General features: G+C 44.1%; 21 protein-coding genes. 7 read left to right on the top strand and 14 right to left on the bottom strand.

All coding sequences use genetic code 11. The features are described 5' to 3' along the window. Nucleotides 1-39: 39 nt before the first annotated feature. From QQL36_RS31930 to QQL36_RS31885, 10 genes are all read right to left on the bottom strand, one after another. Complete coding sequence (locus QQL36_RS31930; protein ID WP_321568063.1) at nucleotides 40-669, bottom strand: NAD(P)-dependent oxidoreductase; 630 nt, start codon at nucleotides 667-669, stop codon at nucleotides 40-42. 50 nt (nucleotides 670-719) lie between these two features. Continuing rightward, nucleotides 720-1,133, bottom strand: a complete 414-nt coding sequence (locus QQL36_RS31925) for an Rrf2 family transcriptional regulator (RefSeq protein ID WP_321568062.1) — start codon at nucleotides 1,131-1,133, stop codon at nucleotides 720-722. A gap of 245 nt (nucleotides 1,134-1,378) precedes the next feature. Further along, on the bottom strand, nucleotides 1,379-3,592 hold the full coding sequence (locus QQL36_RS31920) for a sodium-translocating pyrophosphatase (protein ID WP_083723638.1): 2,214 nt from the start codon (nucleotides 3,590-3,592) through the stop codon (nucleotides 1,379-1,381). A gap of 133 nt (nucleotides 3,593-3,725) precedes the next feature. Beyond that, nucleotides 3,726-5,240 (bottom strand): NAD(P)H-hydrate dehydratase, encoded by a 1,515-nt coding sequence (locus QQL36_RS31915; RefSeq protein WP_321568061.1) that lies wholly within the window; start codon nucleotides 5,238-5,240, stop codon nucleotides 3,726-3,728. 201 nt (nucleotides 5,241-5,441) lie between these two features. Next, on the bottom strand, nucleotides 5,442-5,954 hold the full coding sequence (locus tag QQL36_RS31910) for a hypothetical protein (protein ID WP_083723634.1): 513 nt from the start codon (nucleotides 5,952-5,954) through the stop codon (nucleotides 5,442-5,444). Between the two features lie 57 nt (nucleotides 5,955-6,011). Further along, nucleotides 6,012-6,470, bottom strand: coding sequence for a hypothetical protein (locus QQL36_RS31905; protein WP_321568060.1), 459 nt, complete (start codon nucleotides 6,468-6,470; stop codon nucleotides 6,012-6,014). A 63-nt stretch (nucleotides 6,471-6,533) separates the two neighbouring features. Continuing rightward, complete coding sequence (nhaA, locus tag QQL36_RS31900; protein WP_321568059.1) at nucleotides 6,534-7,628, bottom strand: Na+/H+ antiporter NhaA; 1,095 nt, start codon at nucleotides 7,626-7,628, stop codon at nucleotides 6,534-6,536. A gap of 10 nt (nucleotides 7,629-7,638) precedes the next feature. Further along, nucleotides 7,639-9,792, bottom strand: coding sequence for an OstA-like protein (locus QQL36_RS31895; protein WP_321568058.1), 2,154 nt, complete (start codon nucleotides 9,790-9,792; stop codon nucleotides 7,639-7,641). A gap of 8 nt (nucleotides 9,793-9,800) precedes the next feature. Further along, entirely contained in the window at nucleotides 9,801-10,799 is a 999-nt protein-coding gene (locus tag QQL36_RS31890) for an MlaD family protein (RefSeq protein WP_083723626.1), read from the bottom strand. Between the two features lie 205 nt (nucleotides 10,800-11,004). Continuing rightward, nucleotides 11,005-12,603, bottom strand: coding sequence for an N-acetylmuramoyl-L-alanine amidase (locus tag QQL36_RS31885; protein WP_321568057.1), 1,599 nt, complete (start codon nucleotides 12,601-12,603; stop codon nucleotides 11,005-11,007). A 329-nt stretch (nucleotides 12,604-12,932) separates the two neighbouring features. Between QQL36_RS31885 and QQL36_RS31880 the strand changes: the two genes are divergently transcribed. Continuing rightward, a complete protein-coding gene (locus QQL36_RS31880; RefSeq protein WP_321568056.1) occupies nucleotides 12,933-15,668 on the top strand; it encodes a putative LPS assembly protein LptD in 2,736 nt (911 codons plus the stop codon). A 53-nt stretch (nucleotides 15,669-15,721) separates the two neighbouring features. Here QQL36_RS31880 and QQL36_RS31875 read toward each other — a convergent pair whose 3' ends face one another. Both QQL36_RS31875 and QQL36_RS31870 read right to left on the bottom strand, forming a co-directional pair. Next, complete coding sequence (locus QQL36_RS31875; RefSeq protein WP_321568055.1) at nucleotides 15,722-16,462, bottom strand: lysophospholipid acyltransferase family protein; 741 nt, start codon at nucleotides 16,460-16,462, stop codon at nucleotides 15,722-15,724. A gap of 269 nt (nucleotides 16,463-16,731) precedes the next feature. Continuing rightward, nucleotides 16,732-17,355 (bottom strand): HupE/UreJ family protein, encoded by a 624-nt coding sequence (locus QQL36_RS31870; protein WP_321568054.1) that lies wholly within the window; start codon nucleotides 17,353-17,355, stop codon nucleotides 16,732-16,734. A gap of 88 nt (nucleotides 17,356-17,443) precedes the next feature. Between QQL36_RS31870 and QQL36_RS31865 the strand changes: the two genes are divergently transcribed. From QQL36_RS31865 to QQL36_RS31855, 3 genes are all read left to right on the top strand, one after another. Further along, nucleotides 17,444-17,905, top strand: coding sequence for a hypothetical protein (locus QQL36_RS31865; protein WP_083723617.1), 462 nt, complete (start codon nucleotides 17,444-17,446; stop codon nucleotides 17,903-17,905). Nucleotides 17,906-17,979: 74 nt separating this feature from the next. Continuing rightward, nucleotides 17,980-18,744: a TonB-dependent receptor plug domain-containing protein gene (locus tag QQL36_RS31860; protein ID WP_321568053.1), complete on the top strand. Its 765-nt coding sequence runs from the start codon at nucleotides 17,980-17,982 to the stop codon at nucleotides 18,742-18,744. Continuing rightward, nucleotides 18,711-20,351, top strand: a complete 1,641-nt coding sequence (locus tag QQL36_RS31855) for a TonB-dependent receptor (RefSeq protein WP_321568052.1) — start codon at nucleotides 18,711-18,713, stop codon at nucleotides 20,349-20,351. The genes QQL36_RS31860 and QQL36_RS31855 overlap by 34 nt, the downstream gene beginning before the upstream one ends. Nucleotides 20,352-20,623: 272 nt before the next feature. Here the strand turns inward: QQL36_RS31855 and QQL36_RS31850 are convergent, their stop codons facing one another. Beyond that, the gene (locus QQL36_RS31850; RefSeq protein WP_220388772.1) at nucleotides 20,624-20,851 is read right to left on the bottom strand and encodes a hypothetical protein; all 228 of its coding nucleotides are present in this window, start codon (nucleotides 20,849-20,851) and stop codon (nucleotides 20,624-20,626) included. A 127-nt stretch (nucleotides 20,852-20,978) separates the two neighbouring features. On the opposite strand from QQL36_RS31850, the gene QQL36_RS31845 reads away from it, so the two are divergent. From QQL36_RS31845 to QQL36_RS31835, 3 genes are read left to right on the top strand one after another with little or no spacing between them, the layout of a single operon-like run. After that, nucleotides 20,979-21,737 carry a hypothetical protein gene (locus tag QQL36_RS31845; protein ID WP_321568051.1) on the top strand — a complete coding sequence of 253 codons (759 nt, stop codon included), beginning with the start codon at nucleotides 20,979-20,981 and terminating at the stop codon, nucleotides 21,735-21,737. Nucleotides 21,738-21,748: 11 nt separating this feature from the next. After that, nucleotides 21,749-22,153, top strand: a complete 405-nt coding sequence (locus tag QQL36_RS31840; RefSeq protein WP_321568050.1) for a DUF5675 family protein — start codon at nucleotides 21,749-21,751, stop codon at nucleotides 22,151-22,153. Next, on the top strand, nucleotides 22,150-22,374 hold the full coding sequence (locus QQL36_RS31835) for a hypothetical protein (RefSeq protein ID WP_321568049.1): 225 nt from the start codon (nucleotides 22,150-22,152) through the stop codon (nucleotides 22,372-22,374). Before QQL36_RS31840 ends, QQL36_RS31835 begins: the two co-directional genes overlap by 4 nt. A gap of 455 nt (nucleotides 22,375-22,829) precedes the next feature. Here QQL36_RS31835 and QQL36_RS31830 read toward each other — a convergent pair whose 3' ends face one another. Further along, nucleotides 22,830-23,321, bottom strand: coding sequence for a RidA family protein (locus QQL36_RS31830; protein WP_083723768.1), 492 nt, complete (start codon nucleotides 23,319-23,321; stop codon nucleotides 22,830-22,832). Nucleotides 23,322-23,433 lie beyond the last annotated feature (112 nt).

The raw sequence follows: 23,433 nt of genomic DNA, 5'->3' as shown, positions 1-23,433 counted from the left end.
GAACTCAAAGCATGATACCCCCTCCTTTTATTAATTAGCTTAGTAAGCAGCGGTGAACCTTGCTTTTACATGCTGGTTTTTCTCCACTTCGTCGATCAGTGCTACTGCATAATCCTTATTTGAAATCTTGCTGTTACCTTCTGCATCAGTTACCAGGGTATCCTTGCCCAGGCGGAATTTACCTGTACGCTCACCTGGGAAGATGTTAGCCGCAGGGCTCATCACGGTCCAATCCAGGTCGTTCTGTTCTCTCAGCCAGTAGAAGCCTTCGCGGGTAGCAGTGGCACCACCTTTCCACTCAGCGGGGAATTCAGGGGTATCCAGCAGTTGCTTACCAGGAGCAATTTCCAGGCTACCTGCACCACTTACCACCAGTACACGTTTGATACCAGCTTTTCTTACGCCATTTGCCAGACCCTGAATCAGTTTCAGGTAAGTGGGGGTATCATGTGCATTGAAAGAGCTGATGACAGCTTCGGAACCTTTGATCAATTCAGCGAGTTGGTCTGCATCTGCTACATCACCCTGCTTTACGGTCAGCTTAGGATTGGAAATGGTGATCTTTTCAGGATTACGTACGATAGCGGTTACTTCATGTCCTCTTTCCAGTGCTTCGGCCAATAATGCGCTGCCAATGAAGCCAGATGCGCCTACGATAGATAATTTCATGTATTAAGTTTTATTGTTATTAAAATTGTTACAGTTTGATGTAAAAAAAATCAAGACACGAACTGAGCGCTGAACTGCGCCAGTGTGGTATGCTTCAGTTTCTCGTATACGGCCTGGTCGATGGTATCGAAAAGGGTTTCCAGCGCGCCATTGATATCCCTGCCTACCGGGCATTCAGGATTGGGGAGGTTGGGAGAGAAGCCGAAGATGTGGTTTTCCTTTACAATCTGGAAAACATCGGATAAATAGATATTGTTTGGTGATTTGGTCAACTTGCTTCCCCCGTTTTTGCCTTCCTTGCCTTCTACAAGACCGGCTTCTTTTAGTGCTGCGAGTTCCTTGCGCACCAGGGCGGGGTTGGTATTGAGTGAGCCTGCAATGAGATCGCTGGACATCCATTCTGTCTCAGAAAGGCTGAGCAGACTGAGGATGTGAACTGATATTGCAAACTTACTTTTGACCATACTGTAATTAAAATGATTACAGTACAAAGGTAAAGAGTTTTTCCATTCTACCAAATAAATTGATAATTAGACTAGTCAGGTAGTGTTTCTATAAGGTCGCTATAAGCTTTCTTCGATGCTTGTTCGATGCTTCTTCGATGCTTCTTCGATGCTTCTTCGATGCTTCTTCGATGCTTGTTCGATTACTGTATAATTAAAAAGCCCCGGCATTTCAGCCGGGGCTTTCCAAAATAAGCTTCAGATAATTATTTTTTAACAACGACCTGTTCCGTTTTCACTGGTTGCTTTTTCGCAGTTTCAGGTTGTCCTGTATGGTGTAAATCTGCCAAAGTCGGCGCTATCACCAGACTTACGATAGACATCAGTTTAATCAGGATGTTCATGGAAGGACCTGAAGTATCTTTGAATGGATCACCTACGGTATCACCGGTTACAGATGCTTTGTGTGGTTCTGACTTTTTGTAAAAAGTCTCGCCATTGATCACGACTCCTTTTTCAAAGGATTTTTTCGCATTGTCCCATGCACCGCCGGCATTGTTCTGGAAGATCCCCATCAGTACACCACTTACAGTAGCACCTGCGAGGAAACCACCCAATACTTCCGGGCCAAACACAAAGCCTACCAGGATTGGGGAGATGAGGGCAATGGCTCCAGGCACCATCATCTTTTTAATAGAAGCCTGTGTTGAAATTGCCACGCACTTATCGTACTCAGGTTTGCCGGTACCTTCCATAATACCTGGGATGGTTCTGAATTGTCTTCTTACTTCTTCCACCATGCTCATAGCCGCTTCGCCTACAGCCCTGATAGCCAGGGAAGAGAAAATAAACGGAATCATTGCGCCGACGAACAGACCGGACAATACATTTGCTTTATAGATATCAATACCATTAATTTTAGCTACGCCTACGAATGCTGCAAACAGCGCCAGTGCAGTCAGTGCTGCGGAAGCAATGGCGAAACCCTTACCTGTAGCCGCAGTGGTGTTACCAACGGCATCCAGGATATCAGTTTTCTCTCTTACTTCTTTGGGCAGTTCACTCATTTCAGCGATACCGCCTGCATTATCTGCAATCGGGCCAAAGGCATCGATCGCCAGCTGCATGGCAGTTGTGGCCATCATACCGGCAGCAGCAATTGCTACGCCATAGAGACCTGCGCAGGCAAAAGATCCGTAGATCCCTGCAGCCAGCACAAGGATTGGCAGCATGGTAGATTCCATACCTACAGCCAGACCACCAATCACGTTTGTGGCATGACCAGTTGAAGACTGACGGATAATGGATAATACCGGACGCTTGCCCATTGCGGTATAATATTCAGTGATGATACTCATGAGCGTACCCACAGCCAATCCTACGAAGATGGCTCCTACTACACCACTCTGTGTGATCGCTTTGGTACCTTCACGTAAATCAGATGTTCCTGGTAAATAATCACGTTTCAGGTAAATTGATCCTTCAGGCAGGATCCAGTAAACTAATGCTGCACTGGCGATAGCAGAGAGTACGATTGACCCCCAGTTACCCATATTCAGTGCTCTTTGTACCGTGCTGGTGTTCAGACCCGCGGTATCAGAGATCTTTACAAAAACGGTTGCTATCATGGAGAACACGATACCAAAACCTGCGATCATCATAGGCAGGAGGATCGGTGCAAGGCCACCAAACTTGTCGTTAGAGATGATTTCACTGCCCAATACCATTGTTGCCAGTACAGTGGCTACATAAGAGCCAAAGAGGTCAGCACCCATACCGGCTACGTCACCTACATTGTCGCCTACGTTGTCTGCAATGGTAGCGGGGTTACGCGGATCATCTTCCGGGATGCCGGCTTCCACTTTACCTACCAAGTCAGCGCCTACATCCGCAGCTTTTGTATAGATACCACCACCCACACGGGCAAACAGTGCGATACTTTCTGCACCCAGTGAGAAGCCTGTCAATACTTCGATGGTTTTGATCATCTGATCGGTGTTGGGTATTGCACCAAAGTAAGCTTTCAAAATAATGAAGAGTGAACCCAGACCTAATACAGCGAGTCCGGCTACACCCATACCCATTACAGATCCGCCGGTAAAGGAAACTTTGAGGGCTTGTGACAGGCTGGTACGTGCCGCCTGGGCAGTACGTACATTTGCTTTCGTTGCGATTCTCATTCCAATGAAACCGGCTGTAGCAGAGAATACAGCGCCAATGATAAATGCAAGGGCAATAGTCCAGTCAGAGTTTTCATGAGAAGCACCCATAATCCCCAAAAGGATAGCGGCGATAATTACAAAATAGGTTAGGATCTTGTATTCAGCCTTTAGGAAAGCCATTGCCCCTTCTGCTATGTAGCGGGCTATTTCTGTCATCCTTTCATTACCGGCATCCTGACGGGATACCCATGCACTGCGGACGGCAGTAAATAGCAGGGCAAGCAAGCCAAAACATGGAACGAGGTAAACGATATTCATATACGTGATTTTTTACAATTCTATAAATATAAACTTTATTCCATTACGAATTGTCTGATGGGAAATAGATAAATAACTGATAGAAAAAAGCCGTTATTCCGAGGTTTTTTGGGGTGTATGTTGATGTAGTATCTCATTTACGCAGGCCCAGAAAGGTTTTGCCGAGATTGTCAATGATGTCTTCCGGCGTCATTGCTTCCTGGGAGAGGGTTTCAGCGGCATAGTCACCTGCCAGACCATGGATATAAACGCCCATCAGCATCGCATCTTTGGAGGCGTATCCCTGTGACACTAATGATGTCAAAATACCTGTTAATACGTCTCCACTGCCACCTGTTGCCATACCGGGATTGCCGGTTGTGTTAAAATAAATATTGCCATCCGGAAATGCCATGGCTGTATACCGGCCTTTTAAAAGTATACAGAGGCGTTTTTCAATGGCGTTATGAGATAAGACCTGTAGTTGTTCCCTGTTGTTGGCAGTCTTTCCAAATAAGCGCTCAAACTCTTTAGGGTGTGGGGTTAGCAGGCTTCCTTCAGGTACTTTGTCAATCAAACCAGGTGTAGTTGCGATGATGTTGAGTGCATCTGCATCGATTACCATGGGCTGGCGATATTGTTCAAAAAGTCTTTCGAGTGCCCAGGCTGTACCTGCGGCGGTGCCGATACCGGGGCCGATTCCGATCACTTTATATTTTGAAGTGTCTGTCTGAAAGCCGGAACTGTGGTCATATTGGTCATCTATGATGCACATAGCAGGGGGCACTGCCAGTTGAATAATAGTATATCCACACTTGGGTACATGACAGGATAATAAACCGACACCTGCTCTCAGGCAGGCGCTGGCACTCAGTATTGCTGCGCCCATTTTGCCTTCACTGCCTGCAATGAGCAGGGAATGACCATAGGTACCTTTGTGAGCAAAAGGGGAGCGGGGTTTGTAAATGCTTTTGATCAATGCGGACTCACTAATATGAAATGGGGTAGGGGTTTGCTTAATATAATCCGGATGGAGGCCTATAGGCAAAATATGTACTTCGCCGGTGAGGCCAGCATTTTCAGGAAATAAAAAAGCAAGTTTATAAAATTCAAAGCTCAGTGTATGGTGTGCTTTTACCACAGGTGTATTCAGGGAAGAGTTATCTGCCTGCATGCCTGAAGGCAGGTCGATGGCGATGATGGTGTGGGTGGTATACAATGCCTGTAGTTGTTGGATAATGCCCGCTATCCAGCCACTTGCGGGCCTGCTGAGTCCTGTACCGAGGAGGGCGTCTACGATCAGTGCATTTGCAGGTGGTGCAGCAATAGAAGATGTAACAGGCACATCGTGTAGGGCATCCAAATATTTTTGCTGCAAAGCTTCTCTGTTAGCCACGTGATCTGCAGACGCCTTTTCACTATGGTGCAGTATAAATGCGTGGGCAATGTAACCTCTGTTTCTGAGCAGGCGTACAATGGCCAGACCATCACCGCCATTGTTGCCCATACCGCAGTAAATATATACAGGTATATCAGCAGCATAGTGCTTGCAAATCCAGGTAGTACAAGCAGCAGCGGCTCTTTCCATTAGGTCCAGGCTGCTGATGGGCGTGTGCGTGATGGTATATGCATCTGCTTCACGAATCTGTTGTGCAGAAAAAATCTTCATAGTTAAATATAAAAAAGAAAAGGGGATGTATCATAAAAGGAAGGCCAGGAGAATTGCATGTACGAAAATTCTCTCCATAGGTAACTGAATAAAACCTTCATGATAGAGGGAATTCAGCAACAGGGAATGAAAACTATTTCAAAGAAAAAGGGCCGTCCCGAAGTTTGAGACGACCCTTTTCAATAATAAAGTATATTCTTCTTAGAAGACGAATCTTGCTGAAGCACCACCGATCTCTTCCCCAATGTGGTGTGTACCACCTACGAAGTTTACATATGGTTTCAGGTCACCACTGATCACCAGCGGGATTTTTTTGAATTTGTATTCCAAACCAATGATACCATCTATACCAGGAGATGCATAAGAACCATCACCGTGTTCCCAATAACGGTCACGATCATAATCCCAGCGATCGTAGATACCTAAGTGCACGCCACCACCTGCATACATACGCAGTGGGGTATCGCCCAGATCAAAATGGTACTCATACAATGCCGTGAAAGTTACATTTGAACGACGGTTGTAATCCGTAAAGGCCAGGGCCTCGAAAGCATGGTTTTCAGTAAAGAAATGCTGGAAAGTTGCACCTACTACAAATGGATTTAATCTTACGCCTACCGCGTTCACGTAGTCTGTAGAGCTACCGCGACGTTGTGCATTAACCTGAAATGCCATTACAGTACACAGGCTGAATAATAACACAAGTTGTTTCATATCTGTTTTTGGTTTTTAAAAAAGGTTGTTTCAATAATCTCTAAAGGGTTTCAATAATTATTTTCCAAACGTATACCTGATCGATATGGCAAAGTCAGTCAGGTCGTCGTCAGTATTAAAATGAATTGCGGGCTTCCAATCTATACTCAGGTTCAGTGGGAGGGAGGGGACGGTGTAATCTACGCCCGCAACACCATCCACACCACCAATCACTTTTGTATTTCCTGACACTGTCCGGCTACCCATATGAGCTCCGCCGCCGATAAACCATGCAAATCCTTGCGTGGTCAAGGCCGAGAGGTCAAAATGATGTTCGTATAAACCGGTGACAGTGTAAGTTTTGGAATAAGCGCCTGCGATGCCTTCTATTGCGTTGGCATCGTCGAAGAAGTATCGTACTGTAGCTCCAAATGGCAAACCAGCGCGCAAACCTAATTGTGGATTGCCTTTTGTCTGTGCCTTTGAATAACTAGCGTACAACCCCAGGAGCAAGGCTATGAACAAGATCTTTTTCATTTGTTATTTGCAATGCTTCGCAATAACGGTGCCAAGATACGGAATATTGTGTGGATGAGGTAGCTATCTTTTGCGTAAATAAAGATATCCTGCTATGCCGGCTATTAATGATGCAATCATTACTGCTATCTTGCTGTAAACCTGCCAGTTGACATCTGTGTATGCAAGTGTGGCAATAAATATGGACATGGTAAATCCGATACCGGCCAGCAGGCCCACACCTAATAACTGTGACCAGTTGCTTTGTGAAGGTAATGCTGCAATACGTGTTTTAACAGCGATGAAAGAAAAGAGGAAAATACCCAGTGGTTTGCCAAGCACCAGTCCTGCGATGATGCCGTAACTGATTGTGTGTTGGAGAATGGGTCCGAGTGGTGTTGGGATTACGATGGCTGTATTTGCCAGTGCAAACAGGGGCATGATGATAAAGTTCACCGGTTTGTGCAGGTGATGGATCAGATTATCCAACTTATTGAGCGGTATTGTAAAGGCCAGTAATACACCTGCAACAGTGGCATGGATACCTGAATGGAGGATACAATACCAGAGGATGATGCCGGGGATGAAATAAAATATCAGCCTTTGTACTTTAAATTTATTCATCACAAACAGCCCCATTAAAATTCCCCCGGCTGCCAATAAATAAATTTGATGCAATGTCGCTGTATAAAAAACTGCAATCGTCACTATCGCTCCCAGATCATCGATTATTGCCAGCGCAGTGAGAAAGATCTTCAACGCCAGCGGTACTCTTTTTCCTAATAATGAAATCACGCCCAGTGAAAAAGCGATATCTGTTGCCATGGGTATTCCCCAGCCATTTTCATAGGGTGTACCATGATTGAATAAAGCAAAGATCCCTGCGGGTAACAACATTCCGCCTACTGCTGCCAACACTGGTAGTGTGGCTTGTTGTACAGAAGAAAGCTCTCCGCTAATCAGCTCTCTTTTAATTTCCATACCGGCCATAAAAAAGAAGAGCACCATCAATCCATCGTTGATCCAGTGCTCTGAAAAAGACCATCCCTGCAACCAGCTCTCCTGAATTGGAGAATTAGCCAGTAGCAGGGATGTGATTGTACATATGATCAACACTATTCCGGTGGCTCTGCTATCATTCAGGAAATCATAAATGGGAGAGAAGAGCCGTTTGATCATAATTATTTTTTTAAGGTAAAGAAGTTGTTACGGTCGTTGTATCAGCTACAGGTTGTTTTTCTTTCACACCACCCATCAGCTCATATTTCGACTTCGGTCTTCGCTTGATTTCCCATTTAAAGTTAGGCAGCTGCATCTGATCGATAGGCCGCTGACCGAACGGATACATCGTTCCTTCCGGATCTTTGATGAAATTTACATGGTGCAATTGTCCTTCCAGGAAGTACATATTGATGATACCACTCAACGTTTTGTTCACACTGATAATAGAACCATCATCATCCTGTACATAATAGATACTTTCGGCATTTCCATCTACATGCATCCAGTCGAGCGACTGATTTTTAAAGTAGCCGGTGATAAAGTTTCCTTTGATCTGATCATACAGATCCTTGTCTACTTCTTTTACAATCAGGCTATTCTGTGTCAGTAAGATTTTATCTGCCGTTTGATTTTTTGTATAGAGGTGAATGGTATCTCCGCTCAGCTGTGTACTATTCGCCCACAATACCGGGTTGCGGTAGAAGCGGAAGATAGAATCTTTTGTAGAATAATATACGCTATCTGCCACGCCCTGTAAGGAATCGGAGTAGATCTTTACATTGTGCCATGCCATGATGTACCTGATCTCTGTCGTGTCTTTTGCGATAGTATCCGGTTTATTCTGCAATGCATCAGGACCCGCTTTTACCAGGCTATCCCTCACTTGTTTTGTAAGGGCAGGGTTGGTCAGCGCCAGTGTAGCGGTATCGACTACATTCATGAGGCTATCGCGTTCACGATCTGCCAGACCATTAGCTTTTTGCAGACTTTCCTGGAATTTTTTGCCAGTGGTGTCAGTCTTTGCATCAAGGAAAGGAGGATTGCCGTTCGGAGGCGTTGGCGGATGATTACCTGGCGCCATTGGAGGGCGGCCACCCGGACCACCCGGTCCCGGAGGTGGACCTCCTGGTACAGGTTTTTGCTTTGCGAGTGCTGAAGTAGCGACGCTATCAAGCTTTGCCGCAGTTGGTGTGGTGACGCTATCGATCTTTGCTACGGCCTTTATACTATCTGATAATGCTTTTGCGGTACTATCAGGTACTGCTTTGGCTATACTATCTGCTTTGGCCAGATCCGGCATTTCTTTTTCCGCAGGTTTCTCCAACACGACAGCGATGGTATCTTTCAGTGGTTTCCTGACATTGATGCTATCCTTGCCCAGGATGGCAGAATACAAGGTATCTGCAGAGAGGTACATGGTATCTGTTTTCCCTTCCAGGATCATGAGAGGATGCTGTGTGGCCAGGATGGTTTTTTTGGTTTGGTTTACCGTACCAAAGTTAGAGAGGAGGCTCATATGCTGTGCGGTGTCTCTATAGACCATGTTCCCGTAGGCATATGCCATCCCGGTTCTTTTGTCCATAATGATCCTGTCTGCAGTAATGGTCGTGGCGCTGTCTTCAATAGTAGGGCGGCTGTCGAAGTTACCTTCGCCGGTTTCTGTATTATATTCTCCTGAGGTGGTATACATAATGGTTTTACCATCATTGATCGTAGTAGGTGCTACGATGGTGGCCACTTTGGAGATTGTATTATATAAGAGGGTATCGGTAGTCAGGGTATATTCCGGATCTACGAGCAATACATTCTTTTTGAAATAAACGTCTTTGGTATCGGCGTAGTAAAAACCTTCCTGGCTGGTGAGAACACTGGTACCGTTTACGAGTTTACCACCTTTGGTATAGGTACCGATCCTGGCATTCATGTCGTATTGCAGCTCAGGGCCAGAGATGGTCACTTTACCATCTGTGAGGCGGGCATTGTCATACATGGTGGCGAGTCTGCTCTCCCCTTCATAGTGGAGATAGTTGCCATAGATATGAATACTGTCGGCCTGATTGATATGAATATGACCATAGGCGTCGAGTACATTTGTCGCTTTGTCAATAAATGTACTATCGCTATAGAATAATGTATTTCCCTGTCGGAAGACAACATCGTTTATAAACCGGTTCAGCGAAACTCCGTTCTTCGTGATTACATTCAAGGAGTCAGCGTGAATGATGTGGATCACTTTCCCGGTATCAGTCTTTTGCTGAAGGGTATCCTGTGCTTTGGCAGAGAATATACTACCAAGGCAGATCCCGGTGAGGATAAGCCCGACTTTAGCTAAATGCTGCATGTTTAAAATCATTGTGCCGTAGCAGTATCTGATGGTATGGGCTGAGGTTTTGATTTTTTACCGAACAAAGAGAAGTGTACATACCTTTTTGGATTTACGCGAAGGTCTTCCAACAATTTATTGAGGCTATTCAATGAATTCTGCAGGTTTACATATACTTTCTTATCGTTCAGCAACATACCTGCAGTACCATCGGTACTATTCAGTTTTGCAATTGTTTCGTTCAGGCGTGTAGCCATTTGCTGCAACTCCTGTAGTGTTTTATCCAGTTGACCGTTAGACAGGGCAGCAGTTGTTTTTTCTGCATTGCTCAGGATAGCGGTGATCTTGTCGTTGTTTGCTTTCAGGTTAGCGGTGAGTGCTTCCAGGTTGTCGAAGGTTGCGGTCACATTACCATGTTTTGGATCCAGCATACCATTCAGGGATGCGGAAGTACGGGTAAAGTTGCCCATAGTGGCATTCAGGTGGGCGATTGCTTCTCTGAGGTTGCCTTTGGTAGTTGTGTCAAAGATGGAGTTGACGGTCAGGAGAACGGAGTCTACAGATCCCAGTGTACCTTCCAGTTTCTGCACCAATGGGTTCAGTTGTTCTTTGAGGGCGTCTGTTACGGATCCGTCTACGGCTGCATACACGGTATCGCCGTCTTTGAGATAATCGTTCGCGTTACCGAAGTCGATCTGTACGGTTTTGGTACCTAACAGGTCGCCGGTAATACGGGCCACAGAATTGCGCGGAATATCAATTTTCTTCTTGATAGTCAGCGTTACCAGGATGCGGCCTGCGTTTTTATCCATTACGTCCAGGTTGGCTACATTACCTACCACGAGGCCATTTACCTGTACGGCGCTGGAAGGTTGGAGGCCATTTACCTGTGTATATACAGCATAAATAGTCTTGCTATGCGAAAAAAGGCTTTTACCTTTTAACAAATTAAAACCTAAAATCAGCATTGCGATGGCTACTGCAGCCAGGATGCCAACCTTAGTTTCGTTCGATACTTTAAGCATGTGAATACGTTATACGTTCTTGCAAAAATAATCAAAAAAGGATGCGGGCAATCAATTACTGATTTTCAATTGCAAATACCACACCTATTTTAACTAATATTTAAAAAGGTAAATATAACGTGAAGTGTTGGAAATGATTGGTTTTGGGAAAAAGTTGGGGGAAAGGGTCGTGGGGTTAAAAAGGCTAAAGGGGGGAGGGGAGGAGTTAACGTTGAGCAAGGCTGTTATGCTCAGGGTCCATAATAAAGGCGTTCCAGAAGCCGGCTTTTTTGGCGTGGGAGAGCGCAGACCTTGCTTCATTGATGCTGGCAAAAGTGCCCCAAACATATTTATTAAGTGTCTTATTATTAATAGACACGGGTTGTTTTTTAATATAACCGTTCAATTTGCTGAAGATGGGGGCTGAGCGGGTATACTTCTTATCAGTAACGAGGAGTTGTATATTATATTTATTGTCTGGTGGCTTGCTCACCGACTTTGTTTTAGCCAGCTGTACGGGGGGCGTTGGTTTTGAACTACCTATGGAGCCATCCTTGTTAATTACAAAGGCCTGGCGAAAGCCAAGCTGCTTTGCTTTTTGCAATGCAGCTTTGGCTTCAGCTTCGGTCCGGAAATTTTCCCAGATATATTTATTTAACTTCTTACTGTCTTTTACGTATGAATACTTCCTGATGGTACCGTGCATTCCATTAAATATGGTAGCACCTCTGCCGTAGGTCTTTTCGGTGACCAGCAGTTGTACATCAAAAGATTGTTTGGCTGGGGCAGTAGGTGTATTGCTTACGACCTCTTTATCAGCGGATTGCTTATAAACCGACTTGCTTTTGGTGGTAGTGGCATTGTTCTGAATGGTAGCTGGTTGTTCGCTGCCGGAGCGGCGGTCGCCATCGTAGCGGTTCAGTTCATCCTTGTAGCGTTTGATTGCTTTAAAGATGCAGAGTGCCATTTCCTGCTGACCATCGTCTGAGTTCAGGTACTTTTCTTCCTGTGGGTTAGAGATAAAGCCCAGTTCTACCAGTACACTTGGCATGGCGGTGGCCTGCAGCACCCAGATTCCTTTTTCGTCACGCTGACGGGCGCCACGGCTGATGCGGCCTACTTCTGTAAACTGATCTTCGATCAGGGAAGAGAGGCGGAGGCTCTGGTCAAAATAAGCGTTGCGCAGGGTGTTCAGCAGGATAAAGGTTTCCGGATCGGACATATCCATGACAGAATTAGCCCCTTCAGATTCAGCATCCAGCATGATTACGGAGCTTTCACGCAGGGATTCTGTCTTTGCATTGTTCTTCCCGGTAGCCCATACATAGGTTTCAGTACCTTCTGCTGTGCTGGGGGAGGTTGAGTAAATAGGTCTTTTGGAGGCTACTTTCTTTTTTCCTTTCTTCACATATACCGTCTTATAGCCGGTTACTTTATGGGTAGGGCCAGCAGAATTACAGTGAATAGAGATAAAAAGGTCTCCTTTTTCCCTATTGGCGATATTGGCTCTTTCGTTCAGGTCTGCCTTCAGGGAGCCTGCCAGTGCTGCGGGTGTCTTTCTTGTGTAGACCACACGTACATCTTTCATATTGGCTTCGATCAGCTTGCCCAACTTAAGGGCTACATCCAGTGTTACCTGTTCCTCCGTGGAAAAACTTCCTTTTGCTCCCGGGGTAGTAGCACTATGTCCAGGATCAATAATGATCGTCCTTAGGGGCGGATTTTGTTTTTTGCCTGCTGGTTCAGGTTTGTTCCTCGCGTAAAGAAATAAACTTCCAAAAAATGTTGCACAACTTAAAAAAATCCAAAATCGGTTCCAGCGCATGACTCAGTTTTTATTTTAATTTAATGGGCGTTAGTCATAATAAAAAAAATAATTGCGAATTACAATCGAATTTCCCCGATGGGGCCGGGGTCTACACAGTAAACTTGTATTGTCCGGTTCCTTCCTCAGTCAGTAATTTACAGGGAGTTCCTGGTTTTTCTAAAGTAATTCATCGTTTAAAATCAGTCTTTCGTCCTAATATAAGGTGTTAAATAATATTAAGCCGCATTCTTTTTCATTTTACAATTGACAATAATTTGTACAAAAACTTGTAGGTTTGTGCCACTTAACACATGCACCCGAGTTACAAAAATAATTATAAAAAGTTTTTGAGACAGATATACCTGGTATTTGGAGGAATATTAATTGCGTTTCCTGTAATTTTTACCAGTTTGGCTTCGCCGAGGTCCGACCTCACCGTGTCTTCAATTGTTTTCGCAGATACCGTGCCGAAAGGGGCGGATACGACTATTCCTGCTATAAAAACGCCGGAACCAGCAAAAACTGATACACAGCATCCAAACCGTATTGATACTATTGGATCTTCAACCGATTCCACAGGAATAGATAGCCTGCATGGTCCCAAGCTCTCCAAGGATAGCCTGGATGCGCCAGTTGCTTACAAAGCGAAGGATTCTATTATCCTGGTAATTCCGGAAAAGAAGTTTTATATGTATGGCACTGCCAATACAAAGTATAAAACGATGGAGATTACAGCTGAACGAATGACCTACATGCAATCTACAGGTATTATGGAAGCCACTACCGCGCTGGATACAGCTGGTAAGCCTTTCGGTCGTCCGCATTTCAAGGACGGTGGACAGGAATTTGATTCCGATACCCTGCGTTTTGCAATGGAAACGAAGAAAGCAAAGATCTACAATACCAAATCCCAGTACGGAGAAGGCTATGTGCATAGCGAGCAGACGAAGCGCATGCCTGACAATAGCATCTTTGGTTTCAAAAACGGGTATACTACCTGTAACCTGGATACCCCTCACTTCCAGTTCAGGGCCAAAAAGATCAAGGTAATTCCTGATAAACTGGTAATATCTGGTCCGGCAAACCTGGAGATTGAAGGGATTCCAACACCTTTGTTCATTCCTTTTGCCATTTTCCCAATCACCCAGGGACAACGTTCCGGTATCCTGGTGCCGGGGTATGTGGTGAACGCCCAGAAGGGGATGGGTCTGGAAAATGGAGGATACTACTTAGGTCTGGGGGAGCATTTTGACCTTACCATGCGGGGAGATATCTACTCTTATGGTAGCTGGTCGCTCACTGCCAGTCCGACATACCGAAAGCGCTATCATTATAATGGTGGTATGACTTTGAGTTTTGCCAATACCCGTTTCGGTGATCCTTCGGTGAAATCTGAGTTTAGCCGCTCTCGTGACTTCAGGGTTACCTGGAACCACAGTATGGACAGTAAGGCCAGGCCGGGTGTGAACTTCGGTGCGAACGTGAACTTTGGTACTTCCAGCTATAATACTTACAATGTAACGGATTATGCTACCCGTGTAAACAATAACATTGGTTCTTCTATCAGCTTTTCGAAGACCTGGCAGGGCAAGCCTTATAACTTTACATCTAGTCTGACACACTCTCAGAACCTGAGTACCCGTGATGTGTCTATTTCCTTCCCGAATGCGACGTTTTCCATGAATACGCAGTATCCGTTTCAGCCAAAGGAGCTGGTTGGGAAGTCTAAATGGTACCACAAACTCGGGATTGGGTACACCGCAACGCTTGCTAATAGCGTGACATTCAAGGACTCAGTGTTTGGTAAGTCGAAGATGTTCGATGCGTTGCAGTCAGGGATGAAACAGAATATTCCTATCTCCTTTACTATTCCTGTGTTTAAAAACTTTACCCTGTCTCCGGGTGTCAGTTATGCAGAATATTGGTATACAAAGAAGACGGAGCGTAGGTGGAATCCAAACAAGCGTGTGAGTGTAGACTCTTTGGGTGGTTTGGATACAATATATACTCAGGGCTTCTTTGCTGCACGGCAGGCGAGTGCAAGTTTGTCTTTGTCAACAGCGGTATATGGTATGTATGTGTTCCCGAATGGGTCTAAAGTGAAAGCTATCCGCCATGTGATGCGGCCTACACTGAGTATCAGTGCGCAACCTGATCTGGCCAGTAATGCCTATTATAACCAGTATTATAATAGGGACAGCGATGCGGTACGTACTTCTTATTTTACCAGTTCTTCTGTTGGGGTGCCTTCGGAGGGGAGGGCCGCATCTATCTCGTTCGGGTTGGATAATAACCTGGAAATGAAGGTGTTCTCGAAGAAGGATACGTCGGCGAACCATGAGAAGAAGATCAAGCTGCTGGATGGTTTTGGTTTCAATGGTTCTTATAACCTGTTGGCGGACAGCTTCAAACTGTCAACTTTCAGTTTGTACGCCCGTACGAACCTGTTTGATAAGATCAACATCACAGCCAGTGGTAATATTGATCCTTATGTATATAATAGCAGGGGAAAAAAAATTGACAAATATGTGTGGAATCAGGGCAGGTTCAGTCCGGGCCGATTATCGAATGCCACGATAGCGCTGAGTACGTCCCTTACTTCGCCGGATAAGAAGGCGAAGGCCAAGCAGGATCAGCTGAATAGTATAGAGAATGCAGAAAGTACGGATGCGGCATTCCAGGCACAGCAGCGACAGCTGGCGACGGTGAAGAAGAACCCGGGTGAGTATGTGGACTTTGATATTCCATGGAAGTTGGATCTGTCTTATAGCCTGACTTATAGTAATACGATCCAGGCGGATTCAGGAGGGGTGGTGAAGACATTCTACCAGTACCTGACGGTTAGTGGAGATTTTAGTTTGACACCGAAGTGGAAGGTGGGGGTGAATAGTGGTTATGACTTTATTAATCATGCATTGGGGTATACAAATATGTATATATCGAGGGATCTGCACTGTTGGCAGATGTCGATTAATTTGATTCCGATTGGTAGTTATCGTCAGTTTAGTATTACGATCAGTCCGAAGGCGGGAATATTGAGAGATTTGAGGATTAACAGGTCGAGGACGTTCTATGATCTATAGCGAAGTGTAGGATATTGTAAAAAGGGAGGTTCCGGTAGGGGCTTCCCTTTTTTTTATGGTTTTTGATAATGTTCCCACATGATTTGGAATACTTTTGCCTTTAGTTCTTCTATATCCTGCATGGTGTACCCAATAGTGGAGACGGGTGGCAGGAACTCCATTGTAACAGCATGTGGCCAGGCAAAGAACGTTTTTCCAGGGGGCATAATTTCTTTTGTGCCTTTTATGATGGTTGGTAAAATGGGCTTTTTGGTGTCAATAGCGAGTGAAAAGGCCCCGTCATAAAACTCCTTCAGGGGTTGATCAGTTTTGTTCCTGGTGCCTTCCGGATAGAGTAGCATATGCATGCCATTTCCCAGTACCTCTTTCATTTCCACGAAGCTATGTTTACGGCTGGCGGGGTCTTTCCGATCTACCAGCACGCTGCCGATCTTGTACATAATGCCAAAGATGGGAGCTTTTACCATTTCCTTTTTTGCGAGGCTTTTGTGGATACCTGGGATGCCGGCGTAGGTGGCAGGGATATCCATGAAGGAGTTGTGGTTACAAACGATGATATAGGCTTGTCCGGGGGCGAAATTTTCGCGGCCTTTGGTACGGACGGGACAACCGATCAGCGGCATCATTATACGGCACCAGAGGCGTCCGGATTTGACAAATCTTCGAACGCGGGTTCTTAGAGAGTAGAATGATAACAACCACATTGGGAGCAGGAAAATGAGCATGAATATGGTGAAGATCATCAGCACATATAATGCATAGATTCTGCCAGCCAGGTTTTTAAACCAGTTCATAGATGTATGTTCAGATTATAAATATAATTATGAAATGGTATAAATTTTTTACGGTGTGGAAAATTCCTTTCTGCATGTAATCCTTCAATTGATCATTCGTAGTGATGGTTATTAAAGGCGATTGGCTATAGAAAAAATTCAAAAAGCTTTCCAACGGGTAAGGGAATGTGAACTTTCAATAGGTGTATGTAAGATGCTGTTATATTCTGACTTTCCAAATGAGGGGGAGCAGTATTGAATAAATTATTTATACAGTGTTCAGATGCAGGTTATATCCTTTGTACCAGCCAGATACAAGCTATCACGCCAATCAAGGCTGATAGCGGTATTGCTATATATTTTCGATAATAAGGTTTATCCGCAAACCACCTGGCCAGTAAAAAATAGCAGGTAAGTATCACTGTAATTTGTCCAAGTTCAACTCCCAGGTTAAACATAATCAGGCAGGAGAAATAATGCTCATGAGACAATCCCAATTGCGACAGCGAGCCTGCAAATCCAAGTCCATGAATTAATCCGAAGAGGAATACAATTCCTATTCTCGAAAGCCTCAACTTAGGGGAAAGAATATTTTCGACGGCAACGTAAAGAATGGACAGTGCTATTAATGGCTCTACAAGTGCCGGCGAGGGGGTAATAATATGATATATGGCGAGTCCAAGTGTAATAGAATGGGCGATAGTGAATGCCGTGGCCTGCCATAATATGGCCTTTAAACGGGGGCTTAGTAAAAATAGTCCTAAAATAAATGCAATGTGGTCGTAGCCGTATGGCAAAATATGCTGATATCCTTGTAGCAGATAAGCGGATATCACATTTGATTTTAGCAGCCGGGTCAGCTCTCCTGGTTGTATATGAGCGAATACAATAATAAATTTACTTTGAGATAGCATGATTTAGGCTATATTATTAACTTGCATGTCGAAATTAGTGCGTTTTCCTGGTTAAATAATGATATTTTAGCGATAATTAACAAAGATCTTGATTAAAAAGCTATACTGGTTCCTTTTTGTACGCGACCTGAATGAATCCCTGGATAATTCATCCGGAGATACAGGTATGTCGCTGAAAAAGAAGCTGATGCAGGATCTGTCTTACGTGGTGTTATTTGCTTACGTTTTCTTCATCTTTTCACCGCTTATACCACTGGTTTCAGACATCATCGCCCATACTTTCCGGGAAAAGGAGCACCTGGAAACAGCGCATCATGCATATGGCAAAGATCACGTTGGCCTTGAAATTGTAAAGGCTGAAAAGCTTGCCGGCAAAGAAGATGCTACTAATAATCAAAAAAGTGGCCTGGAAGATATTTCTCATACGCCAGCCGTAAATATACAACTCCATTTCCCTGCTGAGCAAATATTGAATCCGGCATATTCCCTGTTCAGATGTGCTAATTTAGCATCCAGGCAGGATATTGACTACCCTCCACCACGATTATAGGCATATACCTGATTGTTTTTAATTTGATTAAGCCATTGGCTTGATCTGTCTTTGTATGTACTATAAATATTGAGATGAATTTATTAAAATTATTGCTTGTTATCACGATGACCATCGTGATCAATCATTCTATTTCTGCACAACAACAAACCCTTTCCGGTATAGTCATTGACAGTGCAACACATGTTCCTGCCAGCGGGGTGACTGTACGTTTGACTCCCGGCAACCATACGGACATAACGGATGAAAATGGACGGTTCTTTTATAAAAATATCCCTGTTGAGGCGAGGGTGATTATAGTATCGGCAATTGGCTATAAGCAACAATCTTACCAGTTAAGTAACTTTAGAAATGGTCAGATTATTCCTATCGCCACCCAGCAAACTCAATTAACAGATGTGATCATCACTGCGAATACCGGCAATCCATATAAGGCTTTGAGTGAAATGGATATTAAGTTAAGAGGTGTATCAAATTCACAGGAAGTGTTACGGATTGTGCCTGGTTTGTTTATAGGCCAGCATCAGGGTGGGGGCAAGGCAGAACAGATCTTCCTGCGAGGTTTTGATAATGATCATGGTACAGATATCAGTATGAGTGTAGATGGAATACCTATTAATATGGTTTCGCATGCACATGGGTGTGTGTGTGTGTGTGTGTGTGTGTGTGTGTGTGTGTGTGTGTGTGTGTGTGTGTGTGTGTGTGTGTGTGTGTGTGTGTGTGTGTGTGTGTGTGTGTGCAGGGCTATGCAGATAGTCATTTCATTATTCCCGAAACGATTGAAAGTACTACTTACCAGAAGGGAATGTATAATGCAGAAAAGGGAGATCTTGCTGTAACTGGTTTTGTCAACTTTAATACAGCAGATGCGATCAGTTCCAACACTGTAAAACTGGAAGGTGGTCAATATAATACTTACCGGGCACTCGCGATGATAAACCTGCTGGGAGATAAAGCCAAAGCGAAGAATCAATCCTGGTATGCTGCTTCAGAATATCGCTATAGTGATAGTTACTTCGATCATTCCCAGCATTTCAAGCGTTTCAATTTCTTTACTAAATATCATGGTCAACTCAATGAGCATAACTGGTTAACATTGACAGCATCTACGCTTTATAGCAAATGGGATGCATCCGGCCAGATACCTGAAAGTGCTGTTGATGAAGGGAAAGTAGGGTTTTATGGACAGTTGGATCCGAATGAGGGGGGGATTACTTCCCGGACAAATTTGAATGTACAGTTAGTCACTACTCTTCCTAACCATGATATCATAAAAAACCAGGTTTATTATTCCAGGTACAAGTTTGATCTGTTTACGAATTTTACTTTCTTTTTAGAAGATACTGTAAATGGAGATGAGATCAGGCAAAAAGAAGCGCGTAATTTATTTGGATATAATGGCAGTTACCTGCATGAAGGGTATATAGGGAATACAAAGTTAACCACTGACGCTGGTATCAATGCGCGTTTTGATGCTACAGATAATTCAGAGCTATCTCATACTATCAACCGCTATACATTGATTGAACGTTTTAAACTGGGCGATATTACTGAATTCAGTGCAGGTGGATATGTGAATGAAACCCTACAGTTTAATAACCGGCTTTCATTAAATTTAGGGCTAAGGTTTGATCAATTCTTCTATAAGTACAATAACAAACTGGCGGATGATGCTACATTAAGTGGTGAGGGGATTTATACAGCTAATAATAATGTTGTTAGTCCGAAGGTGAACCTTTATTACCAGGCAACAGATAAAACGCAGTTTTATTTGTTGTTGGGGAAAGGGTTTCATTCCAACGATGCCCGGGTAGTGGTAGTGGAAAAAGGGGGGCAGACCTTGCCTGCTGCATATGGTGCAGATCTGGGAACAGTGTTCAAGTTATCAAAAAGTTTATTATTTAATGCAGCGGTATGGTATAGCTATTTGCAAAAAGAATATGTATATGCAGGTGATGGTGGAACTGTTGAATTCAGTGGTCGTACCCGTCGTGTGGGTTTCGACTTTTCAGGACGTTTTCAGCCGGTTGCTGCGCTTTATGTAGATGCGGATGTAAACTATGCACATGGGCGTTCTATCGATGACCCTAAGGGGGAAAACTATATTCCGCTTGCACCGGTATGGAGTAGTACGGGAGGGGTAACATGGTTATTAAAGAATGGAATCAATGGCAGTTTTCGATATCGTTATTTAGGAGACAGGGCTGCGAATGAGGATTATAGTCTGACAGCAAAGGGGTATTTTGTGAATGATTTAGTTTTGAATTACACAAGGGCGAAGTTTGAGGTAGGCTTAACGATCAACAATGTGTTTAATGTGAAATGGAAGGAGACACAATTTGAGACAGTCACACGTTTGAAGGGTGAACAGCCTGTTGATGGTGTTGCATTTACAGCAGGGACTAAGTTTGCAGCGCTTGCTCATGTCAGTTATTTTTTCAGATAATATTTTTTAGGTAATCAGTAGGAATGCATGTTTAAATTTTCCAGCTATTGGAAAATTTAAACTGTTATTACATTCACAACGGTGTTTTTGTTGTGGACTTCTTTTTCATCTGCATTTCTTTCAACAGTGGGATTTCACTCACAGTTGGAAGAGGTGTAGATGGAAGGGTTGAATGTTCATAAGGAGGTGCAGTTGGAAACCTTTGGTAGATGTGCCTTTATATGTGGCAGCTCCTGATTTGAAATATGGGGGCGTTTATTTTATTTCTATTATCAGAGCAGAAATGGTTTCACATTTTCTTCTGGCAGACCAGTATATTCACAAAACTCGCTTACGGTCACAAATTGCTTTGGCCCTTTTCCATTTTTCTCTCTTATTTTTTGTATCAAATCCCGCGCAGCACGTTCCTTTCTGCCGGTGATATTCATGACATCTTTGGCAAATATTACGATGCGGTTTGGTATGATTTTCTGCGTAATCGGCATATTCGGAAGGTACATTTTTTTAGGTTGAAATGCCGGCGTAGCTTGGTGTTGGTAACCAAATATAATACATTTTGCGCAGAATGAGCCGAACGGACATGGCGATGAAATTGTCCTTATTTAAAGTGAATTAAATGATATTAAAATGGCAAGAGTAGGAGGAATTGTGCCTTTTAAGGGTACTATCGGGAATATCTCTTTTTATAAGACAAAAGCCGGGAATCTGGCGAGAGAAAAAGGAGGTGTTGATGGCAGCCGTATAGCAAAGGATCCGGCGTTTGAGCGGACCAGGGAGAACGGCGAGGAGTTTGGCAGGGCCGGGAAGGCAAATAAACTCCTGAGAACTTCATTAAGAGCTTTGGTACAGAATGCCAGTGACAGTTATGTATCAGGGAGGTTAACCAGTGCTTTTTTAAAGGTGATTCAGGCAGACCAGGTCAGTGTACGTGGAAAGCGGAATGTGATTGATGGAGAGGTGGAGTTACTGCGGGGATTTGAGTTCAATGCAGCGTCATCGCTGGGGAGTACTTTTTATGCGCCATATGTGGCAACCATTGACCGGGCTGCAGGCACTGCAACTATAAATGTGCCTGCGTTTATTCCCAATAATATGATTGCTGCACCTGAAGGTGCTACCCATTATAAGATCTTTGTGGGTGGTGCAGAGATTGATTTTGAAGGGGAGACTTTCGTGAATAATATCCTGGATAGTGGTGAACTGCCATTGGACAGGGTTGCGACGGCGCCAATTGTTTTGTCTGCAGTGGTTACTGCTGATAGTACCAGGCCACTTTTCCTGGCTTTGGGTATTGAGTTTTTCCAGCGGGTTAATAATGGGTTGTATAGCCTGTTTAATGGGGCATTTAATGCCTTGTCTATTGTTGCGGTGTCTGGTACGGCTTAATATTCAGGGTTATGGAATTATTATTGATGCGGGAGTATTTTGATACGGGTACAAATGGCGCTTTGTACATGGAAGGGCATCGGCTTTGTTATACTATTGAGTTGCCGTGGAAGGAGAACCATGTGGGGTGTTCGTGTATTCCGGAAGGGAGGTATGCACTAAAGAAGCGATTTAGTGAGCGGAAGAAATGGCACCTTGAGGTGTTGGGTGTGCAAGGTAGGAGTCTTATCCTGATTCATCCGGCGAATAATGCGATGAAGGAGTTGCAGGGGTGTATTGCGCCGGTGACCAGTATTCATGGAGAGGGATTGGGGTATTATTCCGTGGCTGCAATGGATGTGTTGAGGAGGGCGGTGTATATGGCGCTAGATGGGAAGGAACAGGTTTTTTTAACTATCAAAAAAAAGCAACAATGAATATTGCGGAACGGTTGGTGGCACCGACGCCACCATTTTTTCAGAAGGTGCGTAATGTGGGATTGGTGTTGTTGGCGATTAGTGGGACGATTGCGGGGTTGCCAGTGATGGTACCTGCGGTGCTGACACAGATTGCAGGGTACCTGGCGGTGGCTGGGACGGTGATGAGTGGGATTAGCCAGGCGACGGTGGATGGTGGGAGTATGGTTAAGAGTAGATGAATTCAGGCTGGTGTAGCTGGCTGTTGGTGTGGTGAGGGCCTCTGCGTATGCAGGGGCCTTCGTATTATAGCTAATATTCTTCGCATGAAGAAGTATTCTACGCAAGATTTGCGTAGAATAAGTGGTATAATCTACGCAAGGCTTGTTTTTACCTGGAAAAACGATTATAAATCATATCATTTTTGGAAAAGTAATTATGATTTTGGAAAAACGATTACAATTGGCCTGTTTTTCGGAAAAACGATTACGTTTTTATGAAAGGGACTGTTGTTATAAAAGGCTTTTATACAATGCCGGTCATTGTTCTGGCAGACCTGGCTGTTAAGAAAGGGCTGATACGTCAAAACCTTTTGAGGACTACTGACTTTCACCTTATAGTTACGTAATTTCTACATTGTCATAATAAATAATCGCCAGAAAGTCCGGTCACCTCATATTCCTAAGTGTTGTGGGCATTACTTATCATCTGTGAGCTGTGCAATCAGTTCCACTTCCAACTTGCAATCGGGTTCATATAGTCTGCTGATTTGTACCCATGTAGCAGCGGGAAAGTCACCATTGTAAAACTCTTTTCTAACGTCATTGTACTTTTTCATTGTCTCTATATCAGTAGTATATAGGGTTTCTTTCACTACATCTGCGAAGGATGCGCCATTTGCATTTAGGCATTTTCCCAGTGCCCGGTAGACCTGGGCTATCCCTTTTGGGCTAAGATCCTCTGTGGGTATACCTGAAATATAAAGCATATTGCCCAATTTGACGACCTGGGCATATCCCGCATCTTCATTCTGCTTGTGGTCATTATCCCAGTGCCACTTCTGTTTAACTTCAGTACTTTTTTTATCCGCATGTTTATCTATCTGTTCTTTCTGGTTATTGTTGTTATTGCAGGCGAAAGTGGTAAACAGGAACAATACAAAATAAAATTTCACGCCAGCCCTGGCCATATTATGCTTAGATAAATACATTATATAAAACGTTTCTATTTATTACAAAAAACAAAACATAACTATTTTTCACCCTTGATCCCTGGACTCATAAAGGCCTTTCTGCCATAAC

It is taken from the genome of Chitinophaga sp. LS1 (assembly GCF_034274695.1).
GTDB lineage: Bacteria > Bacteroidota > Bacteroidia > Chitinophagales > Chitinophagaceae > Chitinophaga.
The sequence above is the reverse complement of the archived record's forward strand: the minus strand, read 5'-3'. Positions and strand labels throughout refer to the sequence as shown.

Excerpts from the sequence above, each read along its gene's own strand:
- QQL36_RS31855 (WP_321568052.1), top strand. The coding sequence starts at position 18,711 with ATGTATAATGCAGAAAAGGGAGATCTTGCTGTAACTGGTTTTGTCAAC.
- QQL36_RS31870 (WP_321568054.1), bottom strand. The coding sequence starts at position 17,355 with ATGCTATCTCAAAGTAAATTTATTATTGTATTCGCTCATATACAACCA.
- QQL36_RS31920 (WP_083723638.1), bottom strand. The coding sequence starts at position 3,592 with ATGAATATCGTTTACCTCGTTCCATGTTTTGGCTTGCTTGCCCTGCTA.
- QQL36_RS31845 (WP_321568051.1), top strand. The coding sequence starts at position 20,979 with ATGGCAAGAGTAGGAGGAATTGTGCCTTTTAAGGGTACTATCGGGAAT.
- QQL36_RS31830 (WP_083723768.1), bottom strand. The coding sequence starts at position 23,321 with ATGGCCAGGGCTGGCGTGAAATTTTATTTTGTATTGTTCCTGTTTACC.
- QQL36_RS31835 (WP_321568049.1), top strand. The coding sequence starts at position 22,150 with ATGAATATTGCGGAACGGTTGGTGGCACCGACGCCACCATTTTTTCAG.
- QQL36_RS31925 (WP_321568062.1), bottom strand. The coding sequence starts at position 1,133 with ATGGTCAAAAGTAAGTTTGCAATATCAGTTCACATCCTCAGTCTGCTC.
- QQL36_RS31840 (WP_321568050.1), top strand. The coding sequence starts at position 21,749 with ATGGAATTATTATTGATGCGGGAGTATTTTGATACGGGTACAAATGGC.
- QQL36_RS31885 (WP_321568057.1), bottom strand. The coding sequence starts at position 12,603 with ATGCGCTGGAACCGATTTTGGATTTTTTTAAGTTGTGCAACATTTTTT.
- QQL36_RS31905 (WP_321568060.1), bottom strand. The coding sequence starts at position 6,470 with ATGAAAAAGATCTTGTTCATAGCCTTGCTCCTGGGGTTGTACGCTAGT.
- nhaA (WP_321568059.1), bottom strand. The coding sequence starts at position 7,628 with ATGATCAAACGGCTCTTCTCTCCCATTTATGATTTCCTGAATGATAGC.
- QQL36_RS31930 (WP_321568063.1), bottom strand. The coding sequence starts at position 669 with ATGAAATTATCTATCGTAGGCGCATCTGGCTTCATTGGCAGCGCATTA.
- QQL36_RS31890 (WP_083723626.1), bottom strand. The coding sequence starts at position 10,799 with ATGCTTAAAGTATCGAACGAAACTAAGGTTGGCATCCTGGCTGCAGTA.
- QQL36_RS31860 (WP_321568053.1), top strand. The coding sequence starts at position 17,980 with ATGAATTTATTAAAATTATTGCTTGTTATCACGATGACCATCGTGATC.
- QQL36_RS31850 (WP_220388772.1), bottom strand. The coding sequence starts at position 20,851 with ATGTACCTTCCGAATATGCCGATTACGCAGAAAATCATACCAAACCGC.
- QQL36_RS31895 (WP_321568058.1), bottom strand. The coding sequence starts at position 9,792 with ATGCAGCATTTAGCTAAAGTCGGGCTTATCCTCACCGGGATCTGCCTT.
- QQL36_RS31915 (WP_321568061.1), bottom strand. The coding sequence starts at position 5,240 with ATGAAGATTTTTTCTGCACAACAGATTCGTGAAGCAGATGCATATACC.
- QQL36_RS31875 (WP_321568055.1), bottom strand. The coding sequence starts at position 16,462 with ATGAACTGGTTTAAAAACCTGGCTGGCAGAATCTATGCATTATATGTG.
- QQL36_RS31910 (WP_083723634.1), bottom strand. The coding sequence starts at position 5,954 with ATGAAACAACTTGTGTTATTATTCAGCCTGTGTACTGTAATGGCATTT.